Source organism: Dyadobacter sp. (genome assembly GCF_039919315.1).
Lineage (GTDB): Bacteria > Bacteroidota > Bacteroidia > Cytophagales > Spirosomataceae > Dyadobacter.
The window spans coordinates 32,886-59,643 of sequence record NZ_JBDSFX010000095.1; the positions used below are offsets into that span (position 1 = coordinate 32,886).

Here is a 26,758-nt window from a genome sequence, read left to right on the forward strand (position 1 = left end):
CATGTGTTGAAAAATTCCGATCTTTTTGCCCTCAAATTTCGTAAATATTGCATGAATAACTGATATAAAACTTTCTTTACCGGCTATTCGTTTACTGATTAATAAATTAGCGAAAACAAAATGACAAGAACCACGATCCCAATTTTAACATTCCTCTTTATGTGTTGCATGGTTGTTATCTCCTGTGCACAATCGGACAAAAAGAATAAGAAAAAAATGGACAAAGAGACTGCCTCTACGGCATTGGACGAGAATAACGTGGATACCGCGAATACCGAGATCGCAACTTTCGGGACAGGGTGTTTCTGGTGTACGGAAGCAGTACTCGAATCTCTCGACGGTGTCAAAAAAGTAGTTTCAGGTTATTCGGGCGGACATGTTGCAAATCCTGATTACAAAGAGGTGTGTACCGGCACCACCGGCCATGCGGAATGTGTGGAAGTTACATACGACCCCAAAGTGATCAGTTACGCGGAACTGCTTGAAGCATTTTTCCGCAGCCACGACCCTACCAGCCTGAACCGCCAGGGAAATGACATAGGAACACAGTACCGTTCAGTCATTTTCTACCACAATGCGGAGCAGAAAAGTCTCGCAGAGCAGGCCAAGGCGGAATTGGACAAATCGGGGGCATACTCGAATCCGATCGTGACGGAAATCACTGGCGCTCAGAAGTTTTATATTGCGGAGGACTATCACCAAAACTATTTTGCGAACAACCCCGACCAGGGATATTGCGCGTTCGTGATCGCTCCTAAACTGGATAAGTTCAAGAAGGTTTTCAAGGACAAACTGCGCAAACACATTTGATTTACAGGCTCGAAGCGCAATGAAAAACCACTTATAAAGTCAGAGTACCCGTATAATAAGTATAAATGGCACAAGTTTTGGAGCAATGAAATAAAGGCTTTAATTTGTGCCATAATTTTTTAACAATAACTAATCTATTACGATGAAAAAGACTCTATTCATGTTACTCGTAGCCTCGGTTTTGAGTGTATCCTCAGAAAAGGCTTTTGCCCAATTTGAAAAAGGAGATAAATTATTGAATGCAGGTATCAACCTAGGCGGTACTTACGGTGGTGGCGGTGTTGGTGCAGGTGCATCGTTCGAAGGTGGTATTCACGACTTCATCAGCGTTGGTGGCCAGTTCGACTTTATGCATTGGGGCTATGGCGGAGGAGGTTATGGTTATGGATGGAGTTATAACTTTATAAGTATTGCAGCCAGAGGTTCATACCACTACGGAAAACATTTTCTAAAAATGGATAATCTTGACCTCTACGCTGGTCCTGCCTTGGGTTACCGCATAGCAAGCTCTTCCTATGATGGCCTTGGTTATGATGCTTATGGAAACGGCGTTTTCTTCGGAGCTTTTGCTGGTGCAAGATATTATTTCAAGCCTAATCTCGGTGTTTTTGCAGAAGTTGGTTACAACGCAGCGGCTTTAAAAGCTGGTATCGCTTTCAAATTCTGAGAAATCAAGGTATTGACATAAAAAAAGGCTCTGAAATGATTTCAGAGCCTTTTTTTATGTCTTTTCAAATCAGAACTTCATACTCAGCGTCAGGTAACCAGCCTGGTTCAGAGGATTGTAACCCGGAGCAATGTGAATGGTTAACGGCTCACCCCTATGGATCAGCTCTCTCCGGATCCTGCTGGCCTTCGAACCATTTTTTCCTGCTTTGATGAACCCTACTGTTCCAAAAGTAGCCGCTCCTGCAAAGCCACCTATCATCATCCAGGCGCCTTTGATAGCTCTCCTTTCGTCCTGATAAGTCGCGAAATTACCATTCGCATCTGTCGCGCTGGCTACTATTCCAGTACCTATACCAGCAACTATTACGCCTATGGAAGTTCCTGCAATTCCCATAACCATTCCAGTCTTCGATCTTGTTTTATAATATTTGTAAATTGATCGCAGGTGATCAGGTGTGGCATTCTGTACGCTTTCCGCAAATCTATTTTTGGGAAGCTGAGCTCTCTGTGGTCCGGGTGCGTTTGTAGATGCTGGCTGGGGCGTTTTGGAAGGTGAATAATAGCTAGGTACTTCCAACACCGCTTCAAAAGTTTCTATCTCGCCGTTCCCGTATTGAATCGAAACAATCTCGCTCTTTCTTAATGCAAAAATGGGACCTTCCTGGTCGGTTATTTTTTTGTATTTGACATTATTTTCATCCACTTCCTGAATGATCACTTCCAGTTTACTCTCATTTCGTAATGTGATAATGTCGGGCTTACGGGTAGTTTGTGCATGGGAAATAGGCACGTAGCTGATCAGAATTGATATAATGAGAAACCAATTCTTCAATGATAAATTTAACTTCATGGCGGTAGCAATTCAAATTTGATTGTTTTGTTTTCGAATGAAGTAATAAATTTACCCTTATCAAAATGACAATCGCAGCGTAAGTTGTGCTGATTTATTAAACGGATCAAAGGCAGGGCCGATGCGCAATTGGCTTAGCGGCTGGTTTCTTCTTTCCAGTTCTGTCTTCACTTTTTCTGCCCTGGCGCTGTGACGTTTGTAGTTGCGGAAACCAATGAGGCCTAAAACACCTCCAACGACTGGTCCTGTAATAGCGAGAGAATTACCAATGGTTTTGTTATCAGGGCTGTCGCCTGTACTTGAAATAATGATCCCGGAGATCAAAGACACAACGGCTACCGATGTAAAAACAATGGCGCCCGTTTTGCCATCGATCGAACGGTCTTTGTGATACTGGTATTTGTTTCTCAACTGGTCCGAATTCGCCATCACTACACTCCGCTCAAATGCATTAGTCGGCAGGTTATTCTTGTCCGCATACTGTCCAACACTATCCGGCGGGACTTGACCGATCAATACCGAATCCCTTACATTGATGGTTTTACCGTTTTTGAGCAGTACCCGGGCAACTAGGTCAAGGGATATGTAAGCCTTCGCGCTATCCGCCGTACCCAGGTCGCGGTAGTTGATCTTTTCATAGCTCATCTGGGTAATAATGGCCTGGATTCTCGAACTATCCCGTTTGACGATGACATCATTTTTGCGGCCGGTCTGCGCGTAGGAAAAATTGACCAGGGACAAGGATAGCACGGCAAACGCTATCATCGGCAGGTTCCTAGATGTGTGTAATTGCATAATCGTAAAGTTAGGATGATCAATGGGATTGGTTAAACGTACACAAACTTTATTGACATGTCCTAAAAAATTATGCTACTACATTCCAAATTTGTTCAATTGCTTTACAAGTACCTCAAAATCTTTGGGATAGGGTGCTTCAATCCGTACCGGTTCGCCATTCATCAAAGCAAATGACAGCGAATGCGCGTGAAGCGCAACACGCTGAATAAGAGGCTGTTCCTCTGTTTCTTTCTTCAAGTTAAACTTGCGTTTCAGGGAGGAAAGAAATATAGGTTCACCACCATATTGAGGGTCGCAAACGATGGGGGCTTTGAGGCACGACAAATGTATCCTGATCTGGTGCATACGTCCGGTAATGGGTATACATTCCACTAAAGTATATCCCCGGTACACCTGTAAAGTGTTGAATATCGTTTCAGCCACCTTGCCTTCTATCCTGTCAATCTTCACGGCAGTGCCATTTTTCAAAGCCAGGATCGGCAGGTACACTGAAATTCCTTCCAAGTTATGGATACCGTTTGCAACGGCATGGTAACGCTTCGTCACTTCCCTGTGCTCAAACTGCATGGCCAAATGCCGGTAAGCAGCTGCATTTTTAGCAAACGCCAGTACACCGGAAGTCTCTTTGTCGAGCCGGTGTGCTGCCTGAAGTTCAGGATTGTATTCTTTCGCGAGCCGCAACACGCTGCCTCCTCTATCCGCCGTCCTTTCATCCAATGTTGCAAGATGTGGTGGCTTATTGACCAGTAAAAAATCCTCGTTTTCGAATAATATGAGGTCTTTGAAATTAATCTTCATAAAATGTTCTAATAAAAATAATCCGAATGAATTACTCAAAAGGTAATTCATCCGGATGCACTCTACTGTTATATCTGTCTCTGAGCGTTTCTTTTACAAAGGTAATATTACTATTCGTTTCTGTAAGCCTTCCAATCCAGCTACGGCTCATTTTTACGAAGTTCAATCGCAATTTCATCCTCAATGTCTTCCAGAATTTCTACAAGGCTATCGCGATCTTTCAGAAGATCAAAGTCAATGACAACCGCTTTTTTATGGCCGATCTCATCTGTTAAATAACTGATTCCTTTCATAATATCTCTGTGCTTTTACGAAAGTTACTGAAATTTTGAATACGAAATAAGTCAAACCAATGCACTTACCTTCTTCGGATTAGGGTTAATCGCATCGGACTCCACCAGTCCATCGCGTAAACGCACGATCCGGTGCGCGTAATGGGCGATGTCCTCTTCGTGCGTAACCATTACGATCGTATTTCCTTTGCTATACAGCTGATCGAAGAGATCCATAATTTCATAAGATGTCTTACTATCGAGGTTACCGGTAGGCTCATCGGCAAGCAGAATACTCGGATCATTCACCAGCGCTCTCGCAATCGCGACGCGTTGTCGCTGCCCTCCCGAGAGTTCATTAGGCTTATGTCCCGCACGATTTTCCAAACCCACGTTTTTTAACGACAGCATGGCCTTTTCAGTTCTGTCTGACTTGCTTAAACCTGCATATATCAGCGGCAAAGCCACATTATCCAGTGAAGACATTCTGGGTAGAAGGTTGAAAGTTTGAAATACAAAACCGATTTCCTTATTCCTGATCTCCGCCAGCTCACTCTCCGTCATATCGCTTACATCCTTATTGTTCAGTACATACCGACCCGTAGAAGGCGTATCCAGACAGCCGATAATGTTCATCAGAGTGGATTTGCCCGAGCCGGAAGGCCCCATAAAAGCCACGTATTCGCCCCTATTCACCGAAATTGTTACTGATTTGAGCGCGTCGATTACTTCGCTTCCCATCACATAACGTTTCGAAACTTCACTGGTATCTATGATTTTCATGTAAAGAAATTTTCAGAATGGGGAAAACTTTTAATGCAATGTGTCTTTAATTGACTCAGGACGAGCTTGAAATTTTGCGATAATGGCCGTGAACATATAAGGCGATCAGGATAATGGCAGCCGGAATTTGTTCATTTTCTATCACTCCATCATTTTTCCAAAAACTTTTTAATTCGAAACTGGCAGTGTCGTTTTCATTACTTACCACCCATTGCTTTCGGGTCCAGGAATTGAATTGCCAATGATAACTCATGTCCTCGTAAGTGATTGTGGCGGTACTTTTCAGCACATGGTAGCGAATATCGCCGAGTACTCTTTTTCCGTCAATGTCCCAGATTTCAGTAGTTTGCTTCCAGAATCCTTTGGTTTTAAACCGGAGCAGATTACCATGTAACTCCCCGTATCCGTCTCCTTTCCAAAGGCTTGTTTTTAATAGGCCGACTATTAATTTATCCCGGAAAATTCGGCATTCAGTTCCGCTGAAATTTGATTTCCAGGATAAATTCATAGTTGATGAAGTGTAATCAAGAAATAATAGCTAAAATATTAAATCACTGAAATTCCGCCCTTTGTTTTTCGATAAGAGCCCGCATGGGTTGATAGCGATTCAAAAATCGCTGATAATCGGCAGGTGCCGCATATTGCCGTACTTTCGCTTCTCCCTCATTTCCCTGGCTTACTAATCCTTGTTCCAGACTTAAATACGCATATTGCTCCCAAAGTTGTGGCGCATACTCATTAAATCGTATCGCATCCAGAATAATTTTGTAAGCTTTTGCCGTCTGTTTTTTCTTTCTGAAATATTCCGAAGCGGCCGATACAATGTCTGCATCAAAAGGGTTTGACTTCACCGCATTTGCAAAATTCTGATCTGAAGGCGAACTCTGGGCTACCTGGATGAGCGAATCGCCCATAAATTTCGGTTTCACGCCTGAAAACAAAGTTTGCTTCAATTGCTCCACTGCGGTACTTTTCTCCTTTTCCTGAATTTTATCCAATAAAATAACTGCTATCTCTTTTTTGTCAGACAATGCATTGGCCACCGCCATACCAATGGTCCCCTCAACCCCTTCTACCACGGATAATGATTCTATGGCCTTGTCATACAATCCTAATTGCAATAACCAATGTCCGAGTACCTTATTATACAGGTTTCCTTTTTCGCCGTCTTCACCTGACCAGGAAGAAAGCGTTTCCAGTGCTTTGATTTTATCCCCGCTGTAAAACCCCGGATAAAGTGCCGCAAAGCTTAGGTCCTGCGAAAGCAGTGGATTTTTGATGGCCAGTTTTGGCAACAAAGTCGCTAATGTGCTATCCTGTGTTGCCTGGTTGGTCGCATAGTTCAAGAGGTAAGCGAATGCTGAAACACTGAGAAGGGAATCGGCGGGTACAGACTCTTTATTAAAATTTTCCTTTGAAAACTTCTGTCGTAAATTCTGTATTGCGAGCCAGTTGGCCTGCCAGGAAAGGTAATTCCGCCGCTCACTGCCCGAAGCAAGCGAATCCAGCAACCCCGAGTCTGTACTCTTCGCCATGATCGCTAGCAAATTGGTTGCGGGAATTTCGGCGCGCTGCGTGCTATTCTTTGCCTTATCAATATAGTAGTATGCCGAATCTGCTACATTGGTTTTTGAATAAAGCATTCCAAGGTTGTTCAGCAATTCGCCGCTTTTAGGAAAACGACGTATTCCTTCCTGCAAACTATAAACTGCATCAAAAAAGAGATTTTCTTCAATTAATATCCCGCTAAGCCCTGTATATGCCTGCGGCGACGGGTTTTTCAGCAATGATTGTCTAAAATAATAGGCCGCGGCATTTCTATCACCTTGTTTCAGCGCCAAAGAAGCCAGCGCGTAGTTTGATTTATGGTTTTGAAATTCCTGTTGCAATGCGAGTTTGTAGTATTGTTCCGCCAAAGGAAACTCCTCTGTTTTCACATGCAAATCTCCCAGCCCATTAAAATATCCGGCAATCGCCTGGTTAACCGGCAACAGTTTTTGAATTGAGAATAATATCACTACTCCCGCAAAACCAAACAGCCGCGTTTGTGTCAGACCGAACCGCATGGGTTTGTAAAGTACCTTATATACAGCGAGTTTTTGCTGGAATAACGGGTAAAAATTGATCAGTACGTAAAACAGAAACAATACATTCATTGCGAGCTGCCCCTGTACCACCACATCCTCCAATGTTTCCAGCACAGGATCGTTGGCGGTACCTGCCGCGAAACCCGCGAACGCGACTGCGATGATGAACATGCCCAGATACAGCCAAAAGCCGGTACTTCTGAATGGAATCAGCCCCTCAGTAGAATCAGCACGTCTTCTGAAACCCCACAACCCGAGTACACCGGCGGCCAGTGCGAGATAGACGGGGCTTATCAAAGTAATGTCCCAGTCGATCTGCTTGGTGTTTCTCAGGTACATTAATAGTAGCACAATCAGATATAACACACTGATAACGATAAAATTCGTCAGGCCCGAGCGTCCTTTTACAAGCGAGCCACTAGTACTCAGCCACACCAGCCCAGCCATGATCTCGGTCGAACTGACGAGCAAAAACATAATGGTAATGAACAGCCACAACGGAAATGAATATACCGCAGATGCCAGAGCCGGAAATGGGTTAGTTGATGCCCATGTTATTAGCAGGCTGAGCAAAACGGATACTACCAATATGCCCAGAATTCGCATACTAATCCCGGAATCGGGCCTGAAAGCATTGAAATAATAGGTTACTCCTCCATAGAGCACTACTGCAATCAGAAATAGGGTACGATTCCCCTCTCCAAAAACACCCAGTGTTTCCAGTCTGGAAAATGCCAGGAACATGATAAAAGCGATCATTCCGCCCAGGTACCAGAACCTCGACATGGTCGTCAAGGCTGCCAGGATCAGCGAAAGACCGATTAATGCAAAAACCCAGAAAAGATTGACGGCCCAGAAATCGATCTCCATTACGGATGCCATGAAGCTTTCAGTAACCAAATGAGAAGGTGTTGAAATGCCGTACTGCCACTGACCCAATTGTAAGATGTCTACGACAGCAGTGATTTCAGAAAGCTCACTGACCACATTCCAGCGAATGACATTGCCAAGAGGATCAATGCTTTTGAAAACAAAAAAAACAATTGCCAATACCATTACTGCCAAAGCCGCGATCGTCATCCGCCGTTCGGAAGCCGACCACACTTTCCAGAAAAAAAACTCCTTCATAAATCTCGTTTAAGCCGTGACGAATAGTAACGAAAAATTATTAATAACCGGTGATTTCCACCAAATCTGTATTTTGAAGCAGTTCCAGAGCTGGAACAAGATTGACATTTAAAATTTCTTTCAATCTACTTTTTGAGGTATTACCACAAGTGAGCCAGATTACTTTCGGAGGACTTCCATTTCTGTTTAAAAGAGAAACGAAACCATCATCCTTGGTAATAACAATGGCATTATGTACTCTAGCAATTGAAAAAATCTCTGCATCCTCCGCATTACGAAGATTTAAGAAATGGGCGGAGTAGCATTCGATCTGAAAATTGGTATTGATCCAGGCAGCCAGACCGGGAGGTAAATGTGCATCCAGTATGATCATTAGGCGGCCTGCAAAACGGGGTGATTGAGTTTTACAGCCGCATATAATAGACAGGCTGTAATATCTTCCCGTTCAAGATCCGGCAATTCATCGGTGATAATTTGCTCAGGAGACAACCCACTTGCCAGTAATTCGATCACATCGGTTACCCGAATTCGCATATTCCGTATGCAGGGCTTTCCTCCGCATTGGTTAGGATTAAATGTGATGCGTTCTAGCAGTTGCGTGTTCATTATCTGAATATAAGTGACAAAGACCAAATTTACTTCTTTTTAAAATTTCATCAAACTCGCCGTCAATACCCGTCGTTCACAAAAGTTCCCGAACGATCTCGATTATGAGAATTTTTAAAAATTGAAACTATATTTTTCACAAAAACAGGCGTATTTTCTAAAAAATATCCAATAAATCCCCCATTGTACTATTGGTACTGACCAAATTATCTCCTACTTTTGCGGTCTGAAAAAAACCTCATCGGAGATAATCAAAATTATATAATGGCAAACGCGACAAACATAGGAAAAATTACGCAGGTAATTGGTCCGGTTGTAGACGTATCATTTGAGGACAGCGGTAACATCCCGTCGATCCTGGATGCGTTAGAAGTCATCAAATCAAACGGTCAGAGAGTAGTTCTTGAATGTCAGCAACATTTGGGCGAAGACCGTATCCGTACCATCGCGATGGACAGTACCGAAGGTATGCAGCGCGGTATGGCAGTTACTCCGCTTGGATCGCCTATCAAAATGCCGATCGGTGAAGGCATCAAAGGTCGTTTGTTCAATGTGATCGGTGAAGCGATCGACGGACTTACCCCTATTGACAACACCAATGGTATTTCTATCCACCGTTCTGCTCCAAAATTTGAAGATCTTGCAACGGCTACCGAAGTACTTTTCACAGGTATCAAGGTAATCGATTTGCTTGCACCTTATGTAAAAGGAGGTAAAATCGGATTGTTTGGTGGTGCTGGTGTTGGTAAAACCGTATTGATTCAGGAGCTGATCAACAATATCGCAAAAGCTTATGCTGGTCTTTCAGTATTCGCGGGAGTTGGAGAACGTACCCGTGAGGGAAATGACCTGATGCGTGAAATGATCGAAGCCGGTATCATTAAATACGGCGACGAGTTCAAGCATAGCATGGAAGAAGGCGGATGGGATATCTCCAAAGTGGATTACAATACTCTGAAAGATTCACAAGCTACTTTCGTCTTCGGACAAATGAACGAACCTCCTGGCGCACGTGCACGTGTGGCACTTTCAGGTCTTACTATGGCGGAATATTTCCGTGATGGTGATGGCGAAGGTCAAGGTCGCGACATTCTTTTCTTTATCGATAATATCTTCCGTTTTACACAAGCAGGTTCGGAAGTGTCGGCCCTTTTGGGACGTATGCCATCTGCTGTGGGTTACCAGCCTACGCTGGCAACTGAAATGGGACAGATGCAGGAACGTATTACATCTACAAAACGTGGTTCTATCACTTCCGTACAGGCGGTATACGTACCTGCGGATGATTTAACTGACCCTGCTCCTGCGACAACATTTGCCCACTTAGATGCTACGACGGTATTGAGCCGTAAAGTTTCTGAAAAAGGTATCTACCCAGCTGTGGATCCATTGGATTCAGCTTCACGTATCTTGAATGCTGAAACATTGGGTGATGAGCATTACGATTGCGCACAGCGCGTAAAAAATATTTTGCAACGCTACAAAGAATTGCAGGATATAATCGCGATCCTTGGTATGGAAGAACTTTCTGACGAAGACAAGCTGGTTGTATCCCGCGCTCGTCGTGTTGAACGTTTCTTGTCTCAGCCATTCTTCGTTGCCGAGCAGTTCACAGGTTTGAAAGGAACATTGGTTGATATCAACGATACCATCAAAGGTTTCAACCTGATCATGGACGGCGGCTACGATCACCTTCCTGAAATGGCTTTCAACCTCGTTGGAACCATCGAAGACGCTCAGGCCAAAGGAGAAAAAATGCTTGCAGAAGCAACGAGATAAGAGCTAGATGCTAACCGCTAAACGCCAATAAAAATGCATTTAGAAATCATTACCCCAGATAAAAAAGTATTTGCCGGCGAGGCAACTGCTGTTACATTACCGGGTACCGAAGGACAATTTCAGGTTTTGAACCGCCACGCACCATTGGTCAGCACGCTGGGCAAAGGAGATGTGGTAGTAGATACCGGAGCAGCCAAACAAAGCTTCGTCATTGACGGCGGCGTTGTGGAAGTGCTCAACAATAAGGTATTGGTGCTGGCCGAAGCGGTTTTGTAGGATATAAATTTTTGCTTTAAAATCAGATGCTGTCCAAACGGCATCTGATTTTTTATTTTTGGAGAGACTTGCCAAGTCTTCGAGACGCGGTAAGTCTTATTATTTTTAAACCTCCAAAATCAAAATAACCGCATCATTCGAAAGCGCTTCAAACTCAATTTCGTCTGCGAATGAGACCGATAAGCCGTCGCGCTTTTCCAATAAGCGGTTTTGAACCTCAAAAGCTCCTTCGATGATGAATGCAAAAATTCCACGATTCAATAGGTCCTTAACAAAAACACCTTCCTCCCTACCCCCATATTTACCAATGTAAACGTTCCCCTCGTTCGTCGCGCTGCGGTATATTGGAAGAAGTGCGTTTTTGTGAGCCAGATCAAACCGTGTGATAAACGGATCGCCAACTGCATCCGTGTCGCATTCCATCCTGATCTGAAGATAATTGATCGCTTCCTGATCGTATGGATTTGTCAATGTATAGGTTTCTCCCGGCTGCGCAACGAAGATCACCGCTTCACCGGAATCAATAAAACGCAGGTTTCCGGTACTGTCCGTCCATTCAAACCCTCCTACCAGCGGCAATAAAATTATCCTGCATTCGCTCTCTACCACGATTTGATGACTCCTTTCAGCAAGCAACGTCTCGTCATTCACCACAAACAATCTTCCAAAAGCCTCGCGACCCTCGGCCTGATAGTCTTCAAAATTGAACGTCCGGAAACTGCGGAAATGCGAAGTTTGAAAATGTCCCCGAGCACTTTCTACGAAGATCTGCGCTGCTGTTTGAATCATCATCATATCTTACGCTGTTACTACAATGGCATGGGTCAATTCATATCCGGCTGTTACGCTGCCTGTTACAGTTGCCAATTCGGTAGAAACCCCGTCGCCAAAAACATTGTCCCGCGCAATCGTCGTGTCGGCCTGGCCGTGGCTTGCATACACACCTTGCGCATACACCACTTTGCTGATCTCTTCCGGAAAGGCAATCTGGGTAACCAAAAGCGATTTCCCGCTCGAATCGTACACGTGTACGTGAATGTGCGGCGCACGGCCGGAGTACCAGCCCGGATAAATGCTCGCGAAATTTACAACGCCATTGGTATCGGTCGTTTGTCTCCCACGCAGAAAGTGAACATTGGTATAGTTGATCGACTGCATCCCTGAACCGCCATATTCTGAATAACTTCCCGCAGCATCGCAATGCCAGATGTCGACCAGCGCACCGGACAAGCCTTCGCAGCTATTACTTTTATTCTGAATTGTAATTTTGACGGTAAGCTTCGTCCCAAGTCTGTCAGAGGTGATATCGGTTAACACATAGCTTGCCGGCGACTTAGTTGGAAACGGACCAGCTGTTTCCGAGGCCGTTGACGTACAGGCGCCGTTGGTAGTCCCATTTGTGGAACCCGACGTGGATCCTGTTGGTGTGTCGGTAGTTTCCGCATCTACGCTCCTATTTGAGCAGCTGATCAACGGCACGATTGTAGCCAATCCGAGGGCCGAAAAACCTCTTTTTAAAAATTCCTTACGTTCCATAGGGTGCAACAGTTCTGTGATTTTAATATATTATCGTTTTCTGGCCCTCATTTGTTGCACCGTATACCCTATGTGTCGGTCAATGCCCCCATTTTCTCGGTGAATCGCCTCTTGCAAGGTTAGCCTACCGGATTTTCCAGCGTTCTATAAAATCCAGGTAGCTATCACTTACTGGCAACTCTCTGTCGGTCAATAATTTTACTTTTTTGGTTTGAATGGATTTTACCAAAGCATCAGGGACAATGTAGCTTCTATGAATACGACTGAACCTGTTTTCGGGCAGATTTTCTAATATCCCTTTCAATGACATCAATGTCAAAACCGGGTGTTTCGAACTCATCAGATGGATCTTAATGTAGTCTTCCATGCTTTCTATAAATTCAATGTCGCTGAGCAGAATTTTAATCATTTTGTATTCTGAACGGACAATAACCGACTCAGCAGCTTCATTTTGCCGCGATTTTTTAAACTGATATTGTTCCAAAGCTTTATGAACCGCTCTTTCAAAACGCTCCGTGGTGATCGGTTTCAACAGATAGTCCAATGCTTCCAGTTCAAATCCTTCATGCGCAAATTTTTTGTGCGCCGTCGTGAAAATGATCATAGGCCGTGTTTCCAGCCGCGATACCAGGTCCAGCCCCGACAGATCGGGCATATTAATGTCGATAAACAGCAGATCGACGGTGTTATCTTTCAAAAATGCGGTACCTTCAATGGCATCATCAAATGTCCCCAGAAGTTCCAGCATTGGAAATGCAGATATGTATTTTTGCAAGATCTGCAATGCAAGTGGCTCATCATCAATAGCAACGCATTTCATACTGAGACTAGCTTTAAATTGACAGTGAAGACTTCGTCGCTCTTTTCAATGGCCAATGTATGCTTACCTGCATATAAAAATTCAAGCCGTTTTCTGGTATTGACAATGCCTACGCCTTTTCGCTCCAAATCAGGATTCACATCAAATATCCTATTTTGGCAAAAGAAAACGACCTCATCCCGCAAGATCTCAACCCGGATAACAATGGCTGACTCTTGACGGTTACTGACTCCATATTTAAAAGCATTTTCCACAAATGTCATCAGGATCAATGGAGCAATTCGAACACTTCGGGCCGAACCAGTTATTTCAAAAGACACCGACGTTTTAGCATTCAGTCTGAGTTTTTGTAAATCAATGTAATTTCGAAGGCAGGCAATTTCATCATCCAGCGGAACAAAATCTTCCATCGCCTCTTCGGTAATGTAGCGCATCATTTGGGACAGTTTCAAAATACTTTCCGCCGTATTTTCACTGTTGCTGACTGCCAATGCATAAATATTATTGAGGGTATTGAACAAAAAATGAGGGTTTATCTGCGCTTTGAAAAACGACAGTTCAGCCTGCGCCTTATCCGCCTCCGAAAGAATGGCCCTTTTCTCAGAAAGCCGCCATTGTTCCGAGATTTTGACTGCCATAGCCACTACCCATATCACGACAAACAATACCAGGCTCACAAAATCTACCGTCGTTCCATTATCAGACCCTCGCCTCGGTGGCGGCACATTTTCATCGAACGGACGGGGAGGCGGGGGTGGAAGCGGCGGCGGGGGCGGAAGCATCTCGTCGTACATGCGAGATGTTTCCTGTGTATGAAATTTTTTAAAAATCAGATTTTCAAATGGTTGGAAATAAAAAATAGCTAAAAGCCCGCCGATAAAAATCACTGAGTACAAAACATACTTTTGTTTCAGAAACAATTTGGGGATCAGGACCAGTACATTGAAGTAAAAAAGCAGGAAGTATAGCAGGAAAAACAGCCAGAATGACTCTGAGGTTAGCAATATGAATTGAATATCCGCTTCGGGTTCCCGTGACATGATCGTCAGCGGCAGGGAAATGAACAATATCCATCCCAGCAAGTGAATTATCCAAAGATTTCTCGTCCGAATCATGACCATTTGTACTGTTTAGGCCCAGATAAGTAAATGATTACGAATATAGGAGTTACTAAAAGAAAAATTTTCCTATTTTCGAAAAGCACATTCTCACTCCTTTCTTATGCAGCAACCCGCTACGCGAAACGAATTGTTCAAAATCCTGGGCGTAGGCTTTGGTATCGCCGTCACGGTTGGGGGTACTATTGGAACGGGAATTCTCCGCAAACCGGGCCCTATTGCGGCGCAACTGGGTGAACCATGGCTGATTATGGCCCTTTGGTTGGCGGTAAGCCTATATGCTTTTCTGGGAACATTGTGTACGATCGAGCTGGGCACTTCCGTACCCAAGGCAGGCGCGTGGTACGTGTATGCACAACGGGCATTCGGTAACTATGCGGGATTTGTGGTGGGGATCAACAGCTGGCTCGGCACTTGCTCCGCGCTCGGGTTTGGCGTTTATACCATGAGCGAGTACATCGCATTGCTTATTCCTACGCTCGCGGGCTACGAACCGTATGTGGCGGCTACCATTCTCCTGGTACTTACTGGTATTCACTGGATTGGGTTAGCCTTGGCCAGTAGTTTTCAGAATGTGATGAGCGTTTTGAAAGGAGTTGGTCTGTTTATTTTTGTGGCCGTATGCTACATTTATGGAGACGAAGTATCAACAGCGGACGCGCAACTTACGACCAGCCGGATCATCGAAACAGGAAGCTGGATCGCCCCCATCATTTTTTCCTTGCAAGCCATATTCTATACATACGATGGCTGGCACACAGCAGCTTACTTCTCAGAAGAAGACCGCGATCCTTCCAAAAATCTGCCAAAATCTATGATTGGCGGCGTAGTGCTGATCATTGCCATTTACCTGCTTTGCAACCTGGCTATACTGCACATTTTACCCATGAATGATCTGTCACAATCAAAACTTGCAGCGGCAGACGCGATCACCTTGATTTTTGGAGAAGGTTCCGGTAAAATTGTGACCCTGTTCCTGATGATCTCTATTTTAGGGATTGTGAATGCTCAGTTGCTTTTTAATCCACGGGTACTGTACTCCATGAGCCGCGACGGACTTTTTCTAAAAGCAGGAACTACGGTTAACAAAGGAGGTACGCCAGCGGTAGCCATGCTCATTACATCCGGCGTTGCCATTACATTGATCCTCATCGGAAAAGATGCCACCGAAAAGCTTTCAGATATAGCCACATTCTTTTTTGTGTTGGGTTATACTTCCGGTTTTGCATCATTGCTGGCACTCCGGCGCAAAGAGCCCCTCCTGCCCCGCCCATGGAAAGTTCCGGCCTACCCGCTTTTACCAATCATTATGCTGCTACTCTCGATTGCGTTTTTGGTGAGTGCCGTAGTCCAGGATTTGCCCAGCAGCCAGTACGCATTGCTCTTTCTGATCATCAGCTACCCAGCGTATTTGCTGGTAACCCGTTTAAATAAGTAAAAAAATATCTGCATCAGCTTTGGAATAAACTGCATATATAATTAACTTAAATTAGACAAATTTATGCCATGGAATAAGATCATTTTGAAATCCTTATGTATACCGGTCATTTTGCTCTGCATTGCCGGTTTCAAATGGACCGAAGAAGATTTCACTCAATTTATTTCTGCTAAATTACAGATGTACCGGCATGTGCTGCCGAGCGAAAAAGCCTACCTACATCTCGACAAGCCCTATTATGTGAAAGGCGACACACTCTGGTTTAAAGGATACCTAGCCGAAGGATCGCTGCACCTCGCCGACAGCGCGAGTAACCTTATGTATGTGGATCTGATCGAGCAACGAACAGGGCGCAACATGGCTTTACAGCGCGTGCGGATGAACGGAGGCACAGGCCACGGCGACATTGTCCTGGCCGATTCTATTCCCGCTGGTTCGTATACCATTAGGGCCTATACCAACTGGATGCGCAATTTTTCAGAAGATTTCTTTTTCCAAAAAGACATTCACATTTTTGATCAGGGAGAAAACAAGGCAGCGGCTGTTCAGGAAGGTCTGGACGTACAATTTTTCCCCGAGGGGGGCGAGCTGGTCGCTGGTATCAATACGCGGGTGGCATTCAAAGCTCTGAACCCCGCCGGAATGGGTCAGGATGTGAACGGCTTTGTCCTAAATCAGGAAAAAGATACTGTGGCCTCTTTCAAAAGTGAGCACCTGGGAATGGGGCGGTTCCAGTTCGAACCAAAAATCGGACAGAATTACTCGGCTTTTATAAAGGAAAAGAATGGTAAGGTAACTCCTGTCAAATTCCCGGTTTTGCAGGAAACGGGCTTCGCGATGGTTGTCGATAATCTTTCCAGTAAAACCAAAATGCGGGTAATCGCTTATGCCCGTATCCCCGGTAAAACCGAAATTCCGGTGCATATCGTAGGCCAATCAAGGGGCATTGTGGCATTCGTCGCGAAAGGCAAAATTTCAAGCCGGGGACTGATGATGGTCCTGCCGACGACGGACCTTCCGGACGGCATTACGCATCTTACACTTTTTGACAGCGAGAATAAACCTGTTTGCGAGAGGCTGGTTTTCATCGACCATTCTCACACGCTTCGGGTCAAAATTAATCCATCCAAAACTGCATTCAAGCCTCGTGAAAAAGCGGAAGTAGAAGTTACGGTCACCGATTCTGCGGGCAAGCCTGTGGAAGCCAGCCTGTCCATTTCCATCACCGATGCCGGCCAGATCGTGCAGCAAGCCTATGATCAGAATATAGTTTCATTCTTGCTGTTATCCTCTGATCTAAAAGGTTTTGTAGAAAAACCAGCCTATTATTTCGACGAAAGCAGATCGGAAAGGAAAATTCACCTGGACTACCTGATGATGACGCAGGGCTGGTCACGCTTTCGCTGGCAGGATGTAATGCAGGACTCTATTCCGGCTCCCAAACGCTACATTGAACAAGGCGTCACACTGGCTGGCGAAGTGAAACGCAACAATCGCAAGGTTACAGAGAAAGTTATGCTTTCGGTGTACCTGAGCAATGATAGCCTGAGTACATTTATGACATCCGAAACCGACGCAGCCGGACAATTTGCAATCTACAATCTGGTGTTCCCCGACTCGCTGAAAATCCGTTTGCAAGGCATGAACAAGAAGGGTAATCAAAATTTATCATTCATCATACCTCCATTTGATACGCCCAGGGCTACTTTGGTGAAAGTACCATACAATCCCGTGACAGTCGATTCGCAAAAACTGGCCGATTATCTGAAAAGAGCAGAACAGGATCAGGAAATAGCCCGAAAGATCAGGGAAAGCCGCGAGCGGTTATTGCAGGAAGTGACCATAAAGGCAAAAAAAGAGGTGCCAAGAGATTCCCGAAAGCTATATAATTCGGCAGACGCTTCTTTAAAAATTACGCCGCAAATGGCGTCAGGAAACATGAGCGTACTCGATATGCTAGCAGGCCGGGTTGCAGGCGTGCAGGTCAGCGGATCGGGTATGAATGCGTCCGTTTTCATCCGTGGTAACCGGGGCGAGCCACTTTTTGTGTTAGATGGAATGCCTGTTGATAAGGCTATGATCACGTCACTGAATGTGTTTGACGTGGAATCGATCGACGTACTGAAAGGGGCTTCTGCTGCTATTTATGGTAGCCGGGGCGGTAATGGGGTCATTTCAGTTTTGACCAAAAGAGGTAATGAAAACTACGATTACTCGCAGGAAATCGTGCCGGGGGTGCTGGTTTCGAAGATTCCGGGTTTCAATGTACCCAGGGACTTTTATGCACCTGCTTATGTGACGGACCGGTCGCAAAGTGTTATTCCTGATTACCGGTCAACTATTTTCTGGGCGCCAATGTTAAGAACAGATAGAGAGGGAAAGGTAAAAATTCAGTATTTCAATTCTGACGCGGCCACCACCGTGGACATTCAGGCGGAAGTTTTTAGCCCTATCGGCGTTCCGGGTTATGGTAAATCAACCTATTCCGTAAATTGATGATTGTTAATGATTTTGAAATAAGAATACTGTGTTTTCCACGTTACTATTCTTATTTGCATAACCAATTGGACGGTTCATCCAGACAAAAATTGGTAACTTTGTTGTTTACACTGAAATGGCCGGTTATGTCCCGCGATCTGATGGCATAAGATGAAAATATGAGGACCGAATATCTAAAACTGACCCTTCTTATTTGTCTGCTGGCTGGCGTGGTCATTGCCCCATCAGCGAATGCGCAGCGTCGTAACAAAGACCGCGAGAAAGAGTCAGTGAAATCTGAAAGTACCGGTTTTCAGCTGGGCGAAGAAACCCTGGCCGCAGAAGGGATGAAATTCATGATGAAGGACGAGTTCGAACGCGCCATCCCTGTCTTCGAAAAACTGGTCCAGATGAATGCCCAGGAAGGAGCCAGCCATTATATGCTTGCCTCTGCACTGATCAAAATGGAACGGTACGACGACGCTATTACTTCTTCCAAAAAAGCTTACGATATCAATAAAGAGAATGTTTTTTATGCGCAGCAGCTTGCAGAGCTGTACGCGAAGCGCAGAAAATATTCAGAAGCCGCTCAGATTTACGAATCCCTTCTTTCCAAAAGCCCCGAAAATATTCAGTATGGAATTGAGCTAGCGGCTGTATATGTGTTTAATGATCAGTTTGATAAGGCCATTGACACGTATAACATTCTTGAAAAATCCCTGGGCGTAACCGAAGAGATTACTCACCAGAAGCAGCAGCTTTATCTGAGACAAAATAACCTGGATAAGGCATTGAATGAAGGCAAAAAACTGATCGCCGCCGAACCGGGCGAGGTGAGCTACCGTGTAGAGCTGGCTGAAATGCTGATCGCCAATGATCGGATCGTCGAAGCTGTTGTCCCGCTGGAAGAGGCTCTAAAAATTAACCCGGACGAAGCGCAGGCCCACGTATTGCTAGCCGACATTTACCGTCGCAATGGTGATGTTCAAAAATGTAATCAGGAATTACGACTGGTTTTTGCCAATCCTAATCTGGACGCAGATCCTAAAATAAGGGTACTTAGCGGCTACCTCACCATGCTGAAAACAGAAGCAGAGTTCAGCGAAGCGATTAGCCTGGCCAAGCAACTATCTGAAACACACCCTAATGAATCGCGCACCAATGTTATTTATGCCGACTTGCTGATGCGTCTCGACAAAAAGGCCGAGGCGCGGGATATGTACAGCAAAGCTGCGCGGATAGATGGTTCTGTATTTCAGGTGTGGGGCGCTATTTTGCAGCTTGACGGTGACCTTAATCAGGTCGATAGCATGCTGGTGCATTCGGAAAAGGCGCTGGAAGTATTCCCTAACCAGGGCTTGCTCTGGTACTCCAACGGAATGGCGCATTTGATGAAAAGGAACTATAAGGAAGCCATTTCCTCATTGGAAGAAAGCCTGAAACTGATCACTGATAAGCCTGACCTGATACCGAATATCAACGCTCAGCTTGGGGACGCATACAACGGTTTAGGCGAGCATCAGAAGTCTGATGCGGCTTATGACCTGGCTTTGAAAGAAGATCCCAACAATGATCATGTGCTCAATAATTACAGTTACTTCCTTTCCTTACGTAAAGAAAAACTGGATCAGGCACTGAAAATGTCTGAAAAACTGGTTTTGCAACATCAGAACAACCCTACCTACCTGGATACCTACGCCTGGGTACTATATATCCGCAAAGATTACAAAAAAGCCAAGGAGTTTCTCGAAAAAGCGATGGTGGACAGCAGTGGTGTCAGTGGCACGATTGTTGAGCATTATGGTGATGTCCTGTTCAAATTAGGCGAACGCGACAATGCAGTGGCACAATGGAAAAAAGCCAAAAGAATGGGCGAGACCACTGAACTTCTTGATAAAAAAATAGCAACAGGCGCATTACATGAGCAATAAAATTACGATCGGGTTGGTGGCCATGAGTTTACTATGGTTTACAGCTTGTCACAAACAACGTACCTCCAAGAGTATCAATAAGAATCCGGCAGCAGACACGACGCTGATCAATACGATCCCTGATGCTACCGACTCCACGAAAACGATTACACCCGAATCAATAGGCTCGATTTCGGTCAAAGAAGTCGATTTCAAATATCTGACAGCCAAATCGAAGGTATCGTTCAAAAGTAAATCGCAGGATTTCGATAATACCAATCTGAACATTCGTATGAAAAAAGACAGCATGATATGGCTGTCGGTTACGGGTGTGGGGCTGGAAGTGGCACGCGGGATCATTACCCCGGACTCGATCGTGTTCATGGACAAAATCCACAAAGACTATTTTGTCTTCACGTACGCACAACTGAGCAAACAATATAATTTCGACCTCAATTTTGCTCTCCTGCAATCAGTTATCATTGGTAACCTTCCTTTTCCAAAAGATGACAACGGAAGTTTTGTGAAGGAAAAGGATTTTTATGTGCTCAAACAGGTGAAGGACCGGCTGGAAATAGACAATTTCATTTCCGAAAACAGCCTGAAACTATCCCGGCTAAAAGCGACTGAGGTTCCAACTCAAAATACATTTACGCTTGACTACGAAGACTTTAAAGAGGTAAAAACCTTCCTTTTCCCTTTTACAAGCCAGATCAATCTGAATGTAAAGTCACAAAAAGATCAGCAGATCAACGAAACCAATATGCGGATCAAACACAGCAAAGTAGATCTCGTAGATCAAAACCCTGGTTTCCCGTTCAGTGTACCTTCGTCGTACAAGCGAAAAAGGTAAAATACAGAATGTCATGACGATCATGGGGCAAAAACCCCAAGTCTGCTTAACTTTGCCTGCCTTTTAAGGAATCTGGTCGCAAGAATTAACAGTATGCCCCTTCATAAACCGTATTTACGCCGTTTATTTCTACTATTGACGTTCATTTTGTGTGCGGGTATTAGCGCCTATGCACAGAAAAACCGTGAACAGCTGGAACGTGAAAAGAGCGAAAACCAAAGCAAGATCCGCGAAATTCAAAGCATCCTGAAACAGACGTCTTCTCAGAAAAATGTCAATTTAGGCCAGTTAAAAGCCCTCAATCAACAAATAAATACCTACAAAAAGCAAATCGACCTTCTTTCGGACGATCTTGAACTGCTCGACAAAGAATTAAAAGTTCTTGAAAAAAAGCGCCAAGCATTGGACAGCAGCCTTAACAAGCTGAAAAAAGAGTACGGCCACATGATCTATGAGGCTTCCAAAAGGAATGTATATTTTAATCAATTAATCTTTCTTTTTTCCTCCGGGACTTTCAACCAGTTTGTTTTAAGGTACAAATATCTGAAACAATACACGGAGGCAAGACAAGGGCAGGTGAAGGAAATTGAAATTTTACAGGCACAGGTAGTAGCTGAACGCCAGCGCATTACCAGCAAAAAGAATCAGCAAAAAACAGTTCTGGATACCCGTCTAACCGAGAATACGAAGCTGGAAGGACTGAAAGTGAAGCAGAATGAAGTGATCCAGGAGCTTTCTCAGAAAGAAGTTGAGTTGAGAAATCAGATCGCGGAAAACAAAAGGGCAACCGATTTGCTGGAAGCCAATATCCGCCGCATCGCAGAGCGTGAGCGACGTGAACGTTTGGAACGGGAGCGTAAGGAGCGGGAGGAACGCGAAGCGCGCAGGAAAGCGGAACGGGAGCGGATAGCCCGGGAAAATGCCGAAAGAGAGAAAAAAGGAGAGGCTGCCGTAGTGGAAACGCCAAAAGAGGAAGAACCTGTTATTTCGAGTGGTATGAGCGAGGAAGAAACTACGCTGGCATCCTCATTTACGGCGTCGCAGGCCCGCCTGCCATGGCCCGTAAAAGGCTTCGTTTCGGGACATTTTGGTCAGCGTCCACATGCGGTTTTAAAAGGTGTAATGGTTGACAACCTGGGGGTTGACATTCAAACTACCGCCGGGGAGTCAGTGCGGTCGGTGTATGACGGTGTAGTGCTGGACGTAACGGAAATGCCGGGAATGGGCAATGTCGTCGCCATTCAACACGGTAACTATATGACGATCTACGCCAAAATGAATGGGGTTACCGTCCGGGCGGGCCAGAAAGTGAAGGCGCGCGAAAACATTGGCCGGGTAGCTACCGACAGCGACGGAACATCTGAACTTCAATTCCAAATCTGGAAAAACACATCACGCCTCAATCCGGAAAACTGGTTGATACATAGGTAGGCAGATGCTTTTGACCCATCAAATTTTAATCTGAAACAGAGAAATGTCGATCCATACCCCTGATATTAAACGCGTCACGACCCACATCATTCAGGAAATGAAAACGCGTGGAGAAAAAATATCCTGTCTTACGGCATACGATTACTCTATGGCTGGCATTGTGGATGCAGCAGGAATAGAGCTTATCCTGGTGGGCGACTCGGCCTCTAATGTAATGGCCGGGCATGAAACGACGCTGCCCATTACGATCGATCAGATGATTTACCATGCTACTTCGGTGGTACGGGCTGTCAAAAGGGCACTGGTGGTCGTTGACTTACCTTTTGGATCTTACCAGGGCAATTCGAGAGAAGCATTGAACTCCGCAATCCGCATTATGAAAGAATCCGGTGCACATGCCGTGAAGCTCGAAGGCGGACTGGAAATAAAGGATTCCATTACCCGGATCCTAAGTGCCGGCGTGCCTGTAATGGGTCACTTGGGACTTACACCACAATCCATTTATAAATTCGGTACTTATACGGTTCGTGCCAAACAAGAGGACGAAGCACAGAAGTTGCTGGAAGACGCCAAAATGCTGGAAGAAGTCGGCTGTTTTTCAATGGTATTAGAAAAAATCCCTTCCACATTGACCAAACAGGTATCAGAAAGTGTGTCCATTCCAACGGTAGGCATAGGCGCAGGTCCGCATGCTGACGGGCAAATATTAGTATTGCACGATTTGCTGGGCATCAATAAAGCATTTAAACCACGGTTCTTGCGTCGCTATGCGGACTTGAATGGTGTAATGACCGATGCAATTTCCAATTATATCAAAGATGTAAAAGGCAAGTCGTTTCCGAATGAGAAGGAATCATATTGACCTTTTAAAAAGTAAAGAACTATTAATATGGCTAAAAGACCATTTCAAGTTATATACGAAGATAATCACCTGATCATCGTCAATAAGGAGCCAGGAATTCTGGTTCAAGGGGATGCTACCGGCGATAAATGCCTCCTGGATATGGTTAAAGACTATATCAAAGAAGCCTATGATAAGCCCGGTGCGGTTTTTCTCGGAACCGTTCATCGCCTCGATCGTCCGGTAAGCGGACTCGTTGTGTTTGCACGTACTTCCAAGGCGTTGGAGCGCATGAATGAGATTTTCCGTAAACGTGATGTGCAAAAAACGTACTGGGCAGTGGTAAAACACCGGCCAGCGGAGAAAAAAGGGAAGCTGATACATTGGCTTTCAAAAGACGAGAAGCGCAATGTTACCACGGCATACGACTACGAAGCGCCTGGCACACAACGCGCTGAGCTATCGTATCGCTGGATGGGAGAGGTCAACAAGTTCCATTTGCTGGAAGTAATGCCTATAACCGGCAGGCCCCATCAGATCCGTGTGCAACTGGCTTCGATGAACTGCCCGATACGCGGTGATGTGAAATATGGCTATCCGGTTGGAAATCGTGATAATAACATTAATCTGCATGCACGCAGGCTATATTTCGAGCATCCTGTTAAAAAAGAGCCGATTATCTGCAAAGCAGGCCTACCTAATGACCCGTTCTGGGAAGAATTTTTAACTTTGGATACCGAAGTGATCAAACCCGAAAATCTGGACCACTTGTATGAATAAGTAGCATGATCGAAAAACTGAAACAACGCTGGAACGTCAGGAATGGGTGGGATGTCCTCATTATTCTCGTCGTCTTCGCCTGTACCGGTTTTTCTGTCTTATACGTCAAACGCTGGCTTTTCGAGTTGATTGGCCTCACAGAGCAATCGCCGGCCTGGATTCGCTGGACAGTAAATATCCTGATCATTTTGCCGCTATACCAGGTTATTTTGCTCGCGTGGGGCTGGGTGTGGGGTAAGTTTACATTCTTCTGGGAATTCGAAAAAAGAATGTTCAGCAGAATAGGAGGGTTATTTCGCAGGAAGACGGTATAAAAATAACATTGCATAACCCATTAAAATGCCGTCAGGCATAACAATCCCTCAACGTCATTGGCTGTCGATGATTTTGCGATAAACATTCCTCGCTTGTTCATACGCCTCTTCAGCCGCTTTCTTTTCCTCGACACGAATGTTCGGCTCCTTCATTTTCCAGCATTGATTTAATGTAGCCAGGCACCATTCTGCACTTTTCTTTTCTATTACCGGTTTGCCATCGACTGTTACAAACACCGGATTGGAATGTGAGCTCGGATAAACGCGAAGTGCAACCCAGCTCGATTTGCTAATCTGATGATTGAATTTCACATCGGTTAGCTCCCCATTCGCTGTAATTTCAGTCGTATCCACAGCTTCGCCATTCACGATCAACTCCACCCTTACCTTTCTGGATTTAGCGATCCTGGCGCGCTCAATATCCCAGTAGGGGGTTATATGGATTGACGTATTAGCGATTTTCTCTCCGATGCTATCCTGCTTTGCGGGTAAATACGCTACTATTTTCGCAGTCACAGAAACTGATTGCGCATTTTGAAGCGAAACCTCACTCTTATCTACGCCCGCCTCACTTCCATTCACCGCAAAATCCATGATATGCGACTTACCATCCGAAACGTAACTCCGGCCGCTCTTGATGGCGGCCACATAATTGTCGTAATTCAACGGCATGTCACTCTTGAAATAGCTTCTGGCTTGCCCCACACGCGCGTCCGTAATGCAGGGAAAGTCTGTTTCACCACTAAGCCTCGGCTTAAATCCGCAGTTCAACGTGTGGTAATACATATTGAGCTCCCAGGGCGCCGGTGTATCACCGGCACTGTAAAAGTCAACAAGGTCCTGAGCGACGGTCACAATGTATTCGTTCGCGCCAATTCCGTCCATCTTTGGCACTACATCATTGAATATCTTATCGGTAGACTGCATTGGTTGTAATCCCCAACCAGAATGCGCATAACCCACGACACCACCCTGGGATTTGGCCCAGGAAAGTACAGGTGCCGTCCAGCTCGGCCATTGTTCAATAGCAGTCGTACCCGGATAATCGTCTTCTTTAATTCTCAAAAGCACAATATGCCCCGAATGTGACGAAGGAAAGCCCGAAACCTCCACATCATTACGCATGATGTTTTTGGAATTGGATAATGGATGATCCTTTGCTGTGAAGAATGTTTTCTGATGATACCAGCTTGGCCCCCAGGCGAGATTAGCCGCCAAATTAAGATCTTCGCCCATGGTTTGCCGGAACATATCCTTAGGATCCACACCCTCGGTAGGGCTGTCGTAATGGCTGCATCCTGCTGCATGGATATGATGATCAGCACTGTACCAGCCCAGTTTTGACATCTGTATCCATCTTTTCAGTTCAAAAGACACATTGATGGAGTCAACGTTGGCAGGTACCGTTATTTCTTTGGTCTGACTAATGTACTCTGGCCCACGGGTAAATGTGACATTATATTTACCAGCCGGCAACTGAACGTGCTCGCCATCTTTGCGGTAAATCTGTGGCTGAAAAAAGAAATCAGGGTACTCATCATAGGCTGCGACACGCCTGGAAGGAAGCGGGTAAATGCCTTTGAACTTACCCGCAGCGTGTTCCTGTGAGTCTGTGATTAAAAATGACGCAATCGCAGGTAACCCATCGTGGTCCTTCACTTGAAACTTGACTTTGATAGCTCGCTTCACCTCAAACAAAATGTGTGTCGTATTCCGGAAACCTATATCCTGCGAACCCTGGCCTACATGATAGCTGATCTCAGCCTCACGTTGGCCAGCCTCTTTGGAGTAGATCTGCACCACCGCATACTCCAGTTTCAGACCAGATAAATTCGGCTGCAAAGGCCTATTGGCATAAATCTGTATTTCCAAAAACCGGTTTGCAACTTGTCCTGCCGTCAACTCATGCTTCTTTTCAACTTTCGATCCAAACGACGGGGAATGATATGGTTTCTCTCCATTTGGGCTTTCTGCTTCCAATTTGGCAGTGATACCCGCTTCATTATGAACCTTGACCAGAAAACTTGTCCAGCCGCCTTGAACCAAAATTGCTTTGGCGGCTCCACGATCCACTTTTACCCGTCCTTCGGGGTTAATAGTGACCACATTCAAACAATAAGGATCAAGAATTTCCTGAATACCCTTTACTGTTTCATTGGTTAAAGGCTTGCTACTTAATATTTTCAGCCGTTGTGCATCCGCATTCGATAAAGAATTCCCCGAAAAGGAAAGTGCCTCCTGCAAACGCATTGCCTGCGCTAACAATGGCTGCGGCTCCACTTGGACAATAGCAGAAGGCGCAGGCTGGTGATCGTGTTGCTGTGCCAGCAAGAGGAGGGGTGCGAATAAAATGACGAGAATGCGTGTAAAGGTCTTTTTCATA

26 protein-coding genes are annotated in these 26,758 nt (G+C 45.1%); 12 read left to right on the top strand and 14 right to left on the bottom strand.

Annotated elements, in window-relative coordinates:
* The first annotated feature begins 216 nt into the window (after positions 1–216).
* Complete coding sequence (gene msrA, locus ABIO93_RS28055; protein WP_348073333.1) at positions 217–810, top strand: peptide-methionine (S)-S-oxide reductase MsrA; 594 nt, start codon at positions 217–219, stop codon at positions 808–810.
* 142 nt (positions 811–952) lie between these two features.
* Positions 953–1,477, top strand: coding sequence for a hypothetical protein (locus ABIO93_RS28060; protein WP_348073334.1), 525 nt, complete (start codon positions 953–955; stop codon positions 1,475–1,477).
* Positions 1,478–1,546: 69 nt separating this feature from the next.
* Here ABIO93_RS28060 and ABIO93_RS28065 read toward each other — a convergent pair whose 3' ends face one another.
* The 9 genes from ABIO93_RS28065 to ABIO93_RS28105 all read right to left on the bottom strand — a co-directional run bounded on the left by ABIO93_RS28065 (position 1,547) and on the right by ABIO93_RS28105 (position 8,801).
* Positions 1,547–2,329: a hypothetical protein gene (locus ABIO93_RS28065; RefSeq protein WP_348073335.1), complete on the bottom strand. Its 783-nt coding sequence runs from the start codon at positions 2,327–2,329 to the stop codon at positions 1,547–1,549.
* A 60-nt stretch (positions 2,330–2,389) separates the two neighbouring features.
* Positions 2,390–3,124 carry a hypothetical protein gene (locus ABIO93_RS28070; RefSeq protein WP_348073336.1) on the bottom strand — a complete coding sequence of 245 codons (735 nt, stop codon included), beginning with the start codon at positions 3,122–3,124 and terminating at the stop codon, positions 2,390–2,392.
* Between the two features lie 78 nt (positions 3,125–3,202).
* A complete protein-coding gene (locus ABIO93_RS28075; RefSeq protein WP_348073337.1) occupies positions 3,203–3,925 on the bottom strand; it encodes an RluA family pseudouridine synthase in 723 nt (240 codons plus the stop codon).
* 140 nt (positions 3,926–4,065) lie between these two features.
* Positions 4,066–4,218, bottom strand: a complete 153-nt coding sequence (locus ABIO93_RS28080) for a hypothetical protein (RefSeq protein WP_348073338.1) — start codon at positions 4,216–4,218, stop codon at positions 4,066–4,068.
* 51 nt (positions 4,219–4,269) lie between these two features.
* Positions 4,270–4,980: an ABC transporter ATP-binding protein gene (locus ABIO93_RS28085; RefSeq protein ID WP_348073339.1), complete on the bottom strand. Its 711-nt coding sequence runs from the start codon at positions 4,978–4,980 to the stop codon at positions 4,270–4,272.
* 55 nt (positions 4,981–5,035) lie between these two features.
* Positions 5,036–5,488: a hypothetical protein gene (locus ABIO93_RS28090; RefSeq protein ID WP_348073340.1), complete on the bottom strand. Its 453-nt coding sequence runs from the start codon at positions 5,486–5,488 to the stop codon at positions 5,036–5,038.
* 43 nt (positions 5,489–5,531) lie between these two features.
* Positions 5,532–8,195, bottom strand: a complete 2,664-nt coding sequence (locus ABIO93_RS28095) for a hypothetical protein (protein WP_348073341.1) — start codon at positions 8,193–8,195, stop codon at positions 5,532–5,534.
* A 40-nt stretch (positions 8,196–8,235) separates the two neighbouring features.
* A complete protein-coding gene (locus tag ABIO93_RS28100; RefSeq protein WP_348073342.1) occupies positions 8,236–8,568 on the bottom strand; it encodes a DUF5615 family PIN-like protein in 333 nt (110 codons plus the stop codon).
* Entirely contained in the window at positions 8,568–8,801 is a 234-nt protein-coding gene (locus tag ABIO93_RS28105; RefSeq protein WP_348073343.1) for a DUF433 domain-containing protein, read from the bottom strand. Before ABIO93_RS28105 ends, ABIO93_RS28100 begins: the two co-directional genes overlap by 1 nt.
* Positions 8,802–9,065: 264 nt before the next feature.
* Here ABIO93_RS28105 and atpD point away from each other — a divergent pair, with 264 nt between their 5' ends.
* Complete coding sequence (gene atpD / locus ABIO93_RS28110; RefSeq protein WP_348073344.1) at positions 9,066–10,580, top strand: F0F1 ATP synthase subunit beta; 1,515 nt, start codon at positions 9,066–9,068, stop codon at positions 10,578–10,580.
* Positions 10,581–10,613: 33 nt separating this feature from the next.
* Positions 10,614–10,856 (top strand): ATP synthase F1 subunit epsilon, encoded by a 243-nt coding sequence (gene atpC / locus ABIO93_RS28115; RefSeq protein ID WP_348073345.1) that lies wholly within the window; start codon positions 10,614–10,616, stop codon positions 10,854–10,856.
* Between the two features lie 105 nt (positions 10,857–10,961).
* Here the strand turns inward: atpC and ABIO93_RS28120 are convergent, their stop codons facing one another.
* From ABIO93_RS28120 to ABIO93_RS28135, 4 genes are all read right to left on the bottom strand, one after another.
* Complete coding sequence (locus tag ABIO93_RS28120) at positions 10,962–11,651, bottom strand: hypothetical protein (RefSeq protein ID WP_348073346.1); 690 nt, start codon at positions 11,649–11,651, stop codon at positions 10,962–10,964.
* Positions 11,652–11,654: 3 nt separating this feature from the next.
* Complete coding sequence (locus ABIO93_RS28125) at positions 11,655–12,392, bottom strand: intradiol ring-cleavage dioxygenase (protein ID WP_348073347.1); 738 nt, start codon at positions 12,390–12,392, stop codon at positions 11,655–11,657.
* Positions 12,393–12,516: 124 nt separating this feature from the next.
* Complete coding sequence (locus ABIO93_RS28130; RefSeq protein WP_348073348.1) at positions 12,517–13,212, bottom strand: LytTR family DNA-binding domain-containing protein; 696 nt, start codon at positions 13,210–13,212, stop codon at positions 12,517–12,519.
* Positions 13,209–14,327, bottom strand: coding sequence for a histidine kinase (locus ABIO93_RS28135; protein WP_348073349.1), 1,119 nt, complete (start codon positions 14,325–14,327; stop codon positions 13,209–13,211). Before ABIO93_RS28135 ends, ABIO93_RS28130 begins: the two co-directional genes overlap by 4 nt.
* A 106-nt stretch (positions 14,328–14,433) precedes the next feature.
* On the opposite strand from ABIO93_RS28135, the gene ABIO93_RS28140 reads away from it, so the two are divergent.
* From ABIO93_RS28140 to ABIO93_RS28175, 8 genes are all read left to right on the top strand, one after another.
* On the top strand, positions 14,434–15,768 hold the full coding sequence (locus tag ABIO93_RS28140; protein ID WP_348073350.1) for an amino acid permease: 1,335 nt from the start codon (positions 14,434–14,436) through the stop codon (positions 15,766–15,768).
* Between the two features lie 63 nt (positions 15,769–15,831).
* Positions 15,832–18,264 carry a TonB-dependent receptor plug domain-containing protein gene (locus tag ABIO93_RS28145; protein ID WP_348073351.1) on the top strand — a complete coding sequence of 811 codons (2,433 nt, stop codon included), beginning with the start codon at positions 15,832–15,834 and terminating at the stop codon, positions 18,262–18,264.
* 161 nt (positions 18,265–18,425) lie between these two features.
* Positions 18,426–20,177: a tetratricopeptide repeat protein gene (locus tag ABIO93_RS28150; protein WP_348073352.1), complete on the top strand. Its 1,752-nt coding sequence runs from the start codon at positions 18,426–18,428 to the stop codon at positions 20,175–20,177.
* Positions 20,167–21,009, top strand: coding sequence for a DUF4292 domain-containing protein (locus ABIO93_RS28155; RefSeq protein WP_348073353.1), 843 nt, complete (start codon positions 20,167–20,169; stop codon positions 21,007–21,009). The genes ABIO93_RS28150 and ABIO93_RS28155 overlap by 11 nt, the downstream gene beginning before the upstream one ends.
* A 93-nt stretch (positions 21,010–21,102) precedes the next feature.
* On the top strand, positions 21,103–22,440 hold the full coding sequence (locus tag ABIO93_RS28160) for a peptidoglycan DD-metalloendopeptidase family protein (protein ID WP_348073354.1): 1,338 nt from the start codon (positions 21,103–21,105) through the stop codon (positions 22,438–22,440).
* A gap of 43 nt (positions 22,441–22,483) precedes the next feature.
* Positions 22,484–23,302, top strand: coding sequence for a 3-methyl-2-oxobutanoate hydroxymethyltransferase (gene panB, locus ABIO93_RS28165; protein ID WP_348073355.1), 819 nt, complete (start codon positions 22,484–22,486; stop codon positions 23,300–23,302).
* Positions 23,303–23,329: 27 nt separating this feature from the next.
* Positions 23,330–24,061, top strand: coding sequence for an RluA family pseudouridine synthase (locus tag ABIO93_RS28170; protein ID WP_348073356.1), 732 nt, complete (start codon positions 23,330–23,332; stop codon positions 24,059–24,061).
* Between the two features lie 5 nt (positions 24,062–24,066).
* Positions 24,067–24,375 carry a DUF6787 family protein gene (locus tag ABIO93_RS28175; RefSeq protein WP_348073357.1) on the top strand — a complete coding sequence of 103 codons (309 nt, stop codon included), beginning with the start codon at positions 24,067–24,069 and terminating at the stop codon, positions 24,373–24,375.
* Positions 24,376–24,429: 54 nt separating this feature from the next.
* Here the strand turns inward: ABIO93_RS28175 and ABIO93_RS28180 are convergent, their stop codons facing one another.
* Positions 24,430–26,757 carry a CehA/McbA family metallohydrolase gene (locus tag ABIO93_RS28180; RefSeq protein ID WP_348073358.1) on the bottom strand — a complete coding sequence of 776 codons (2,328 nt, stop codon included), beginning with the start codon at positions 26,755–26,757 and terminating at the stop codon, positions 24,430–24,432.
* Position 26,758: the final 1 nt, after the last annotated feature.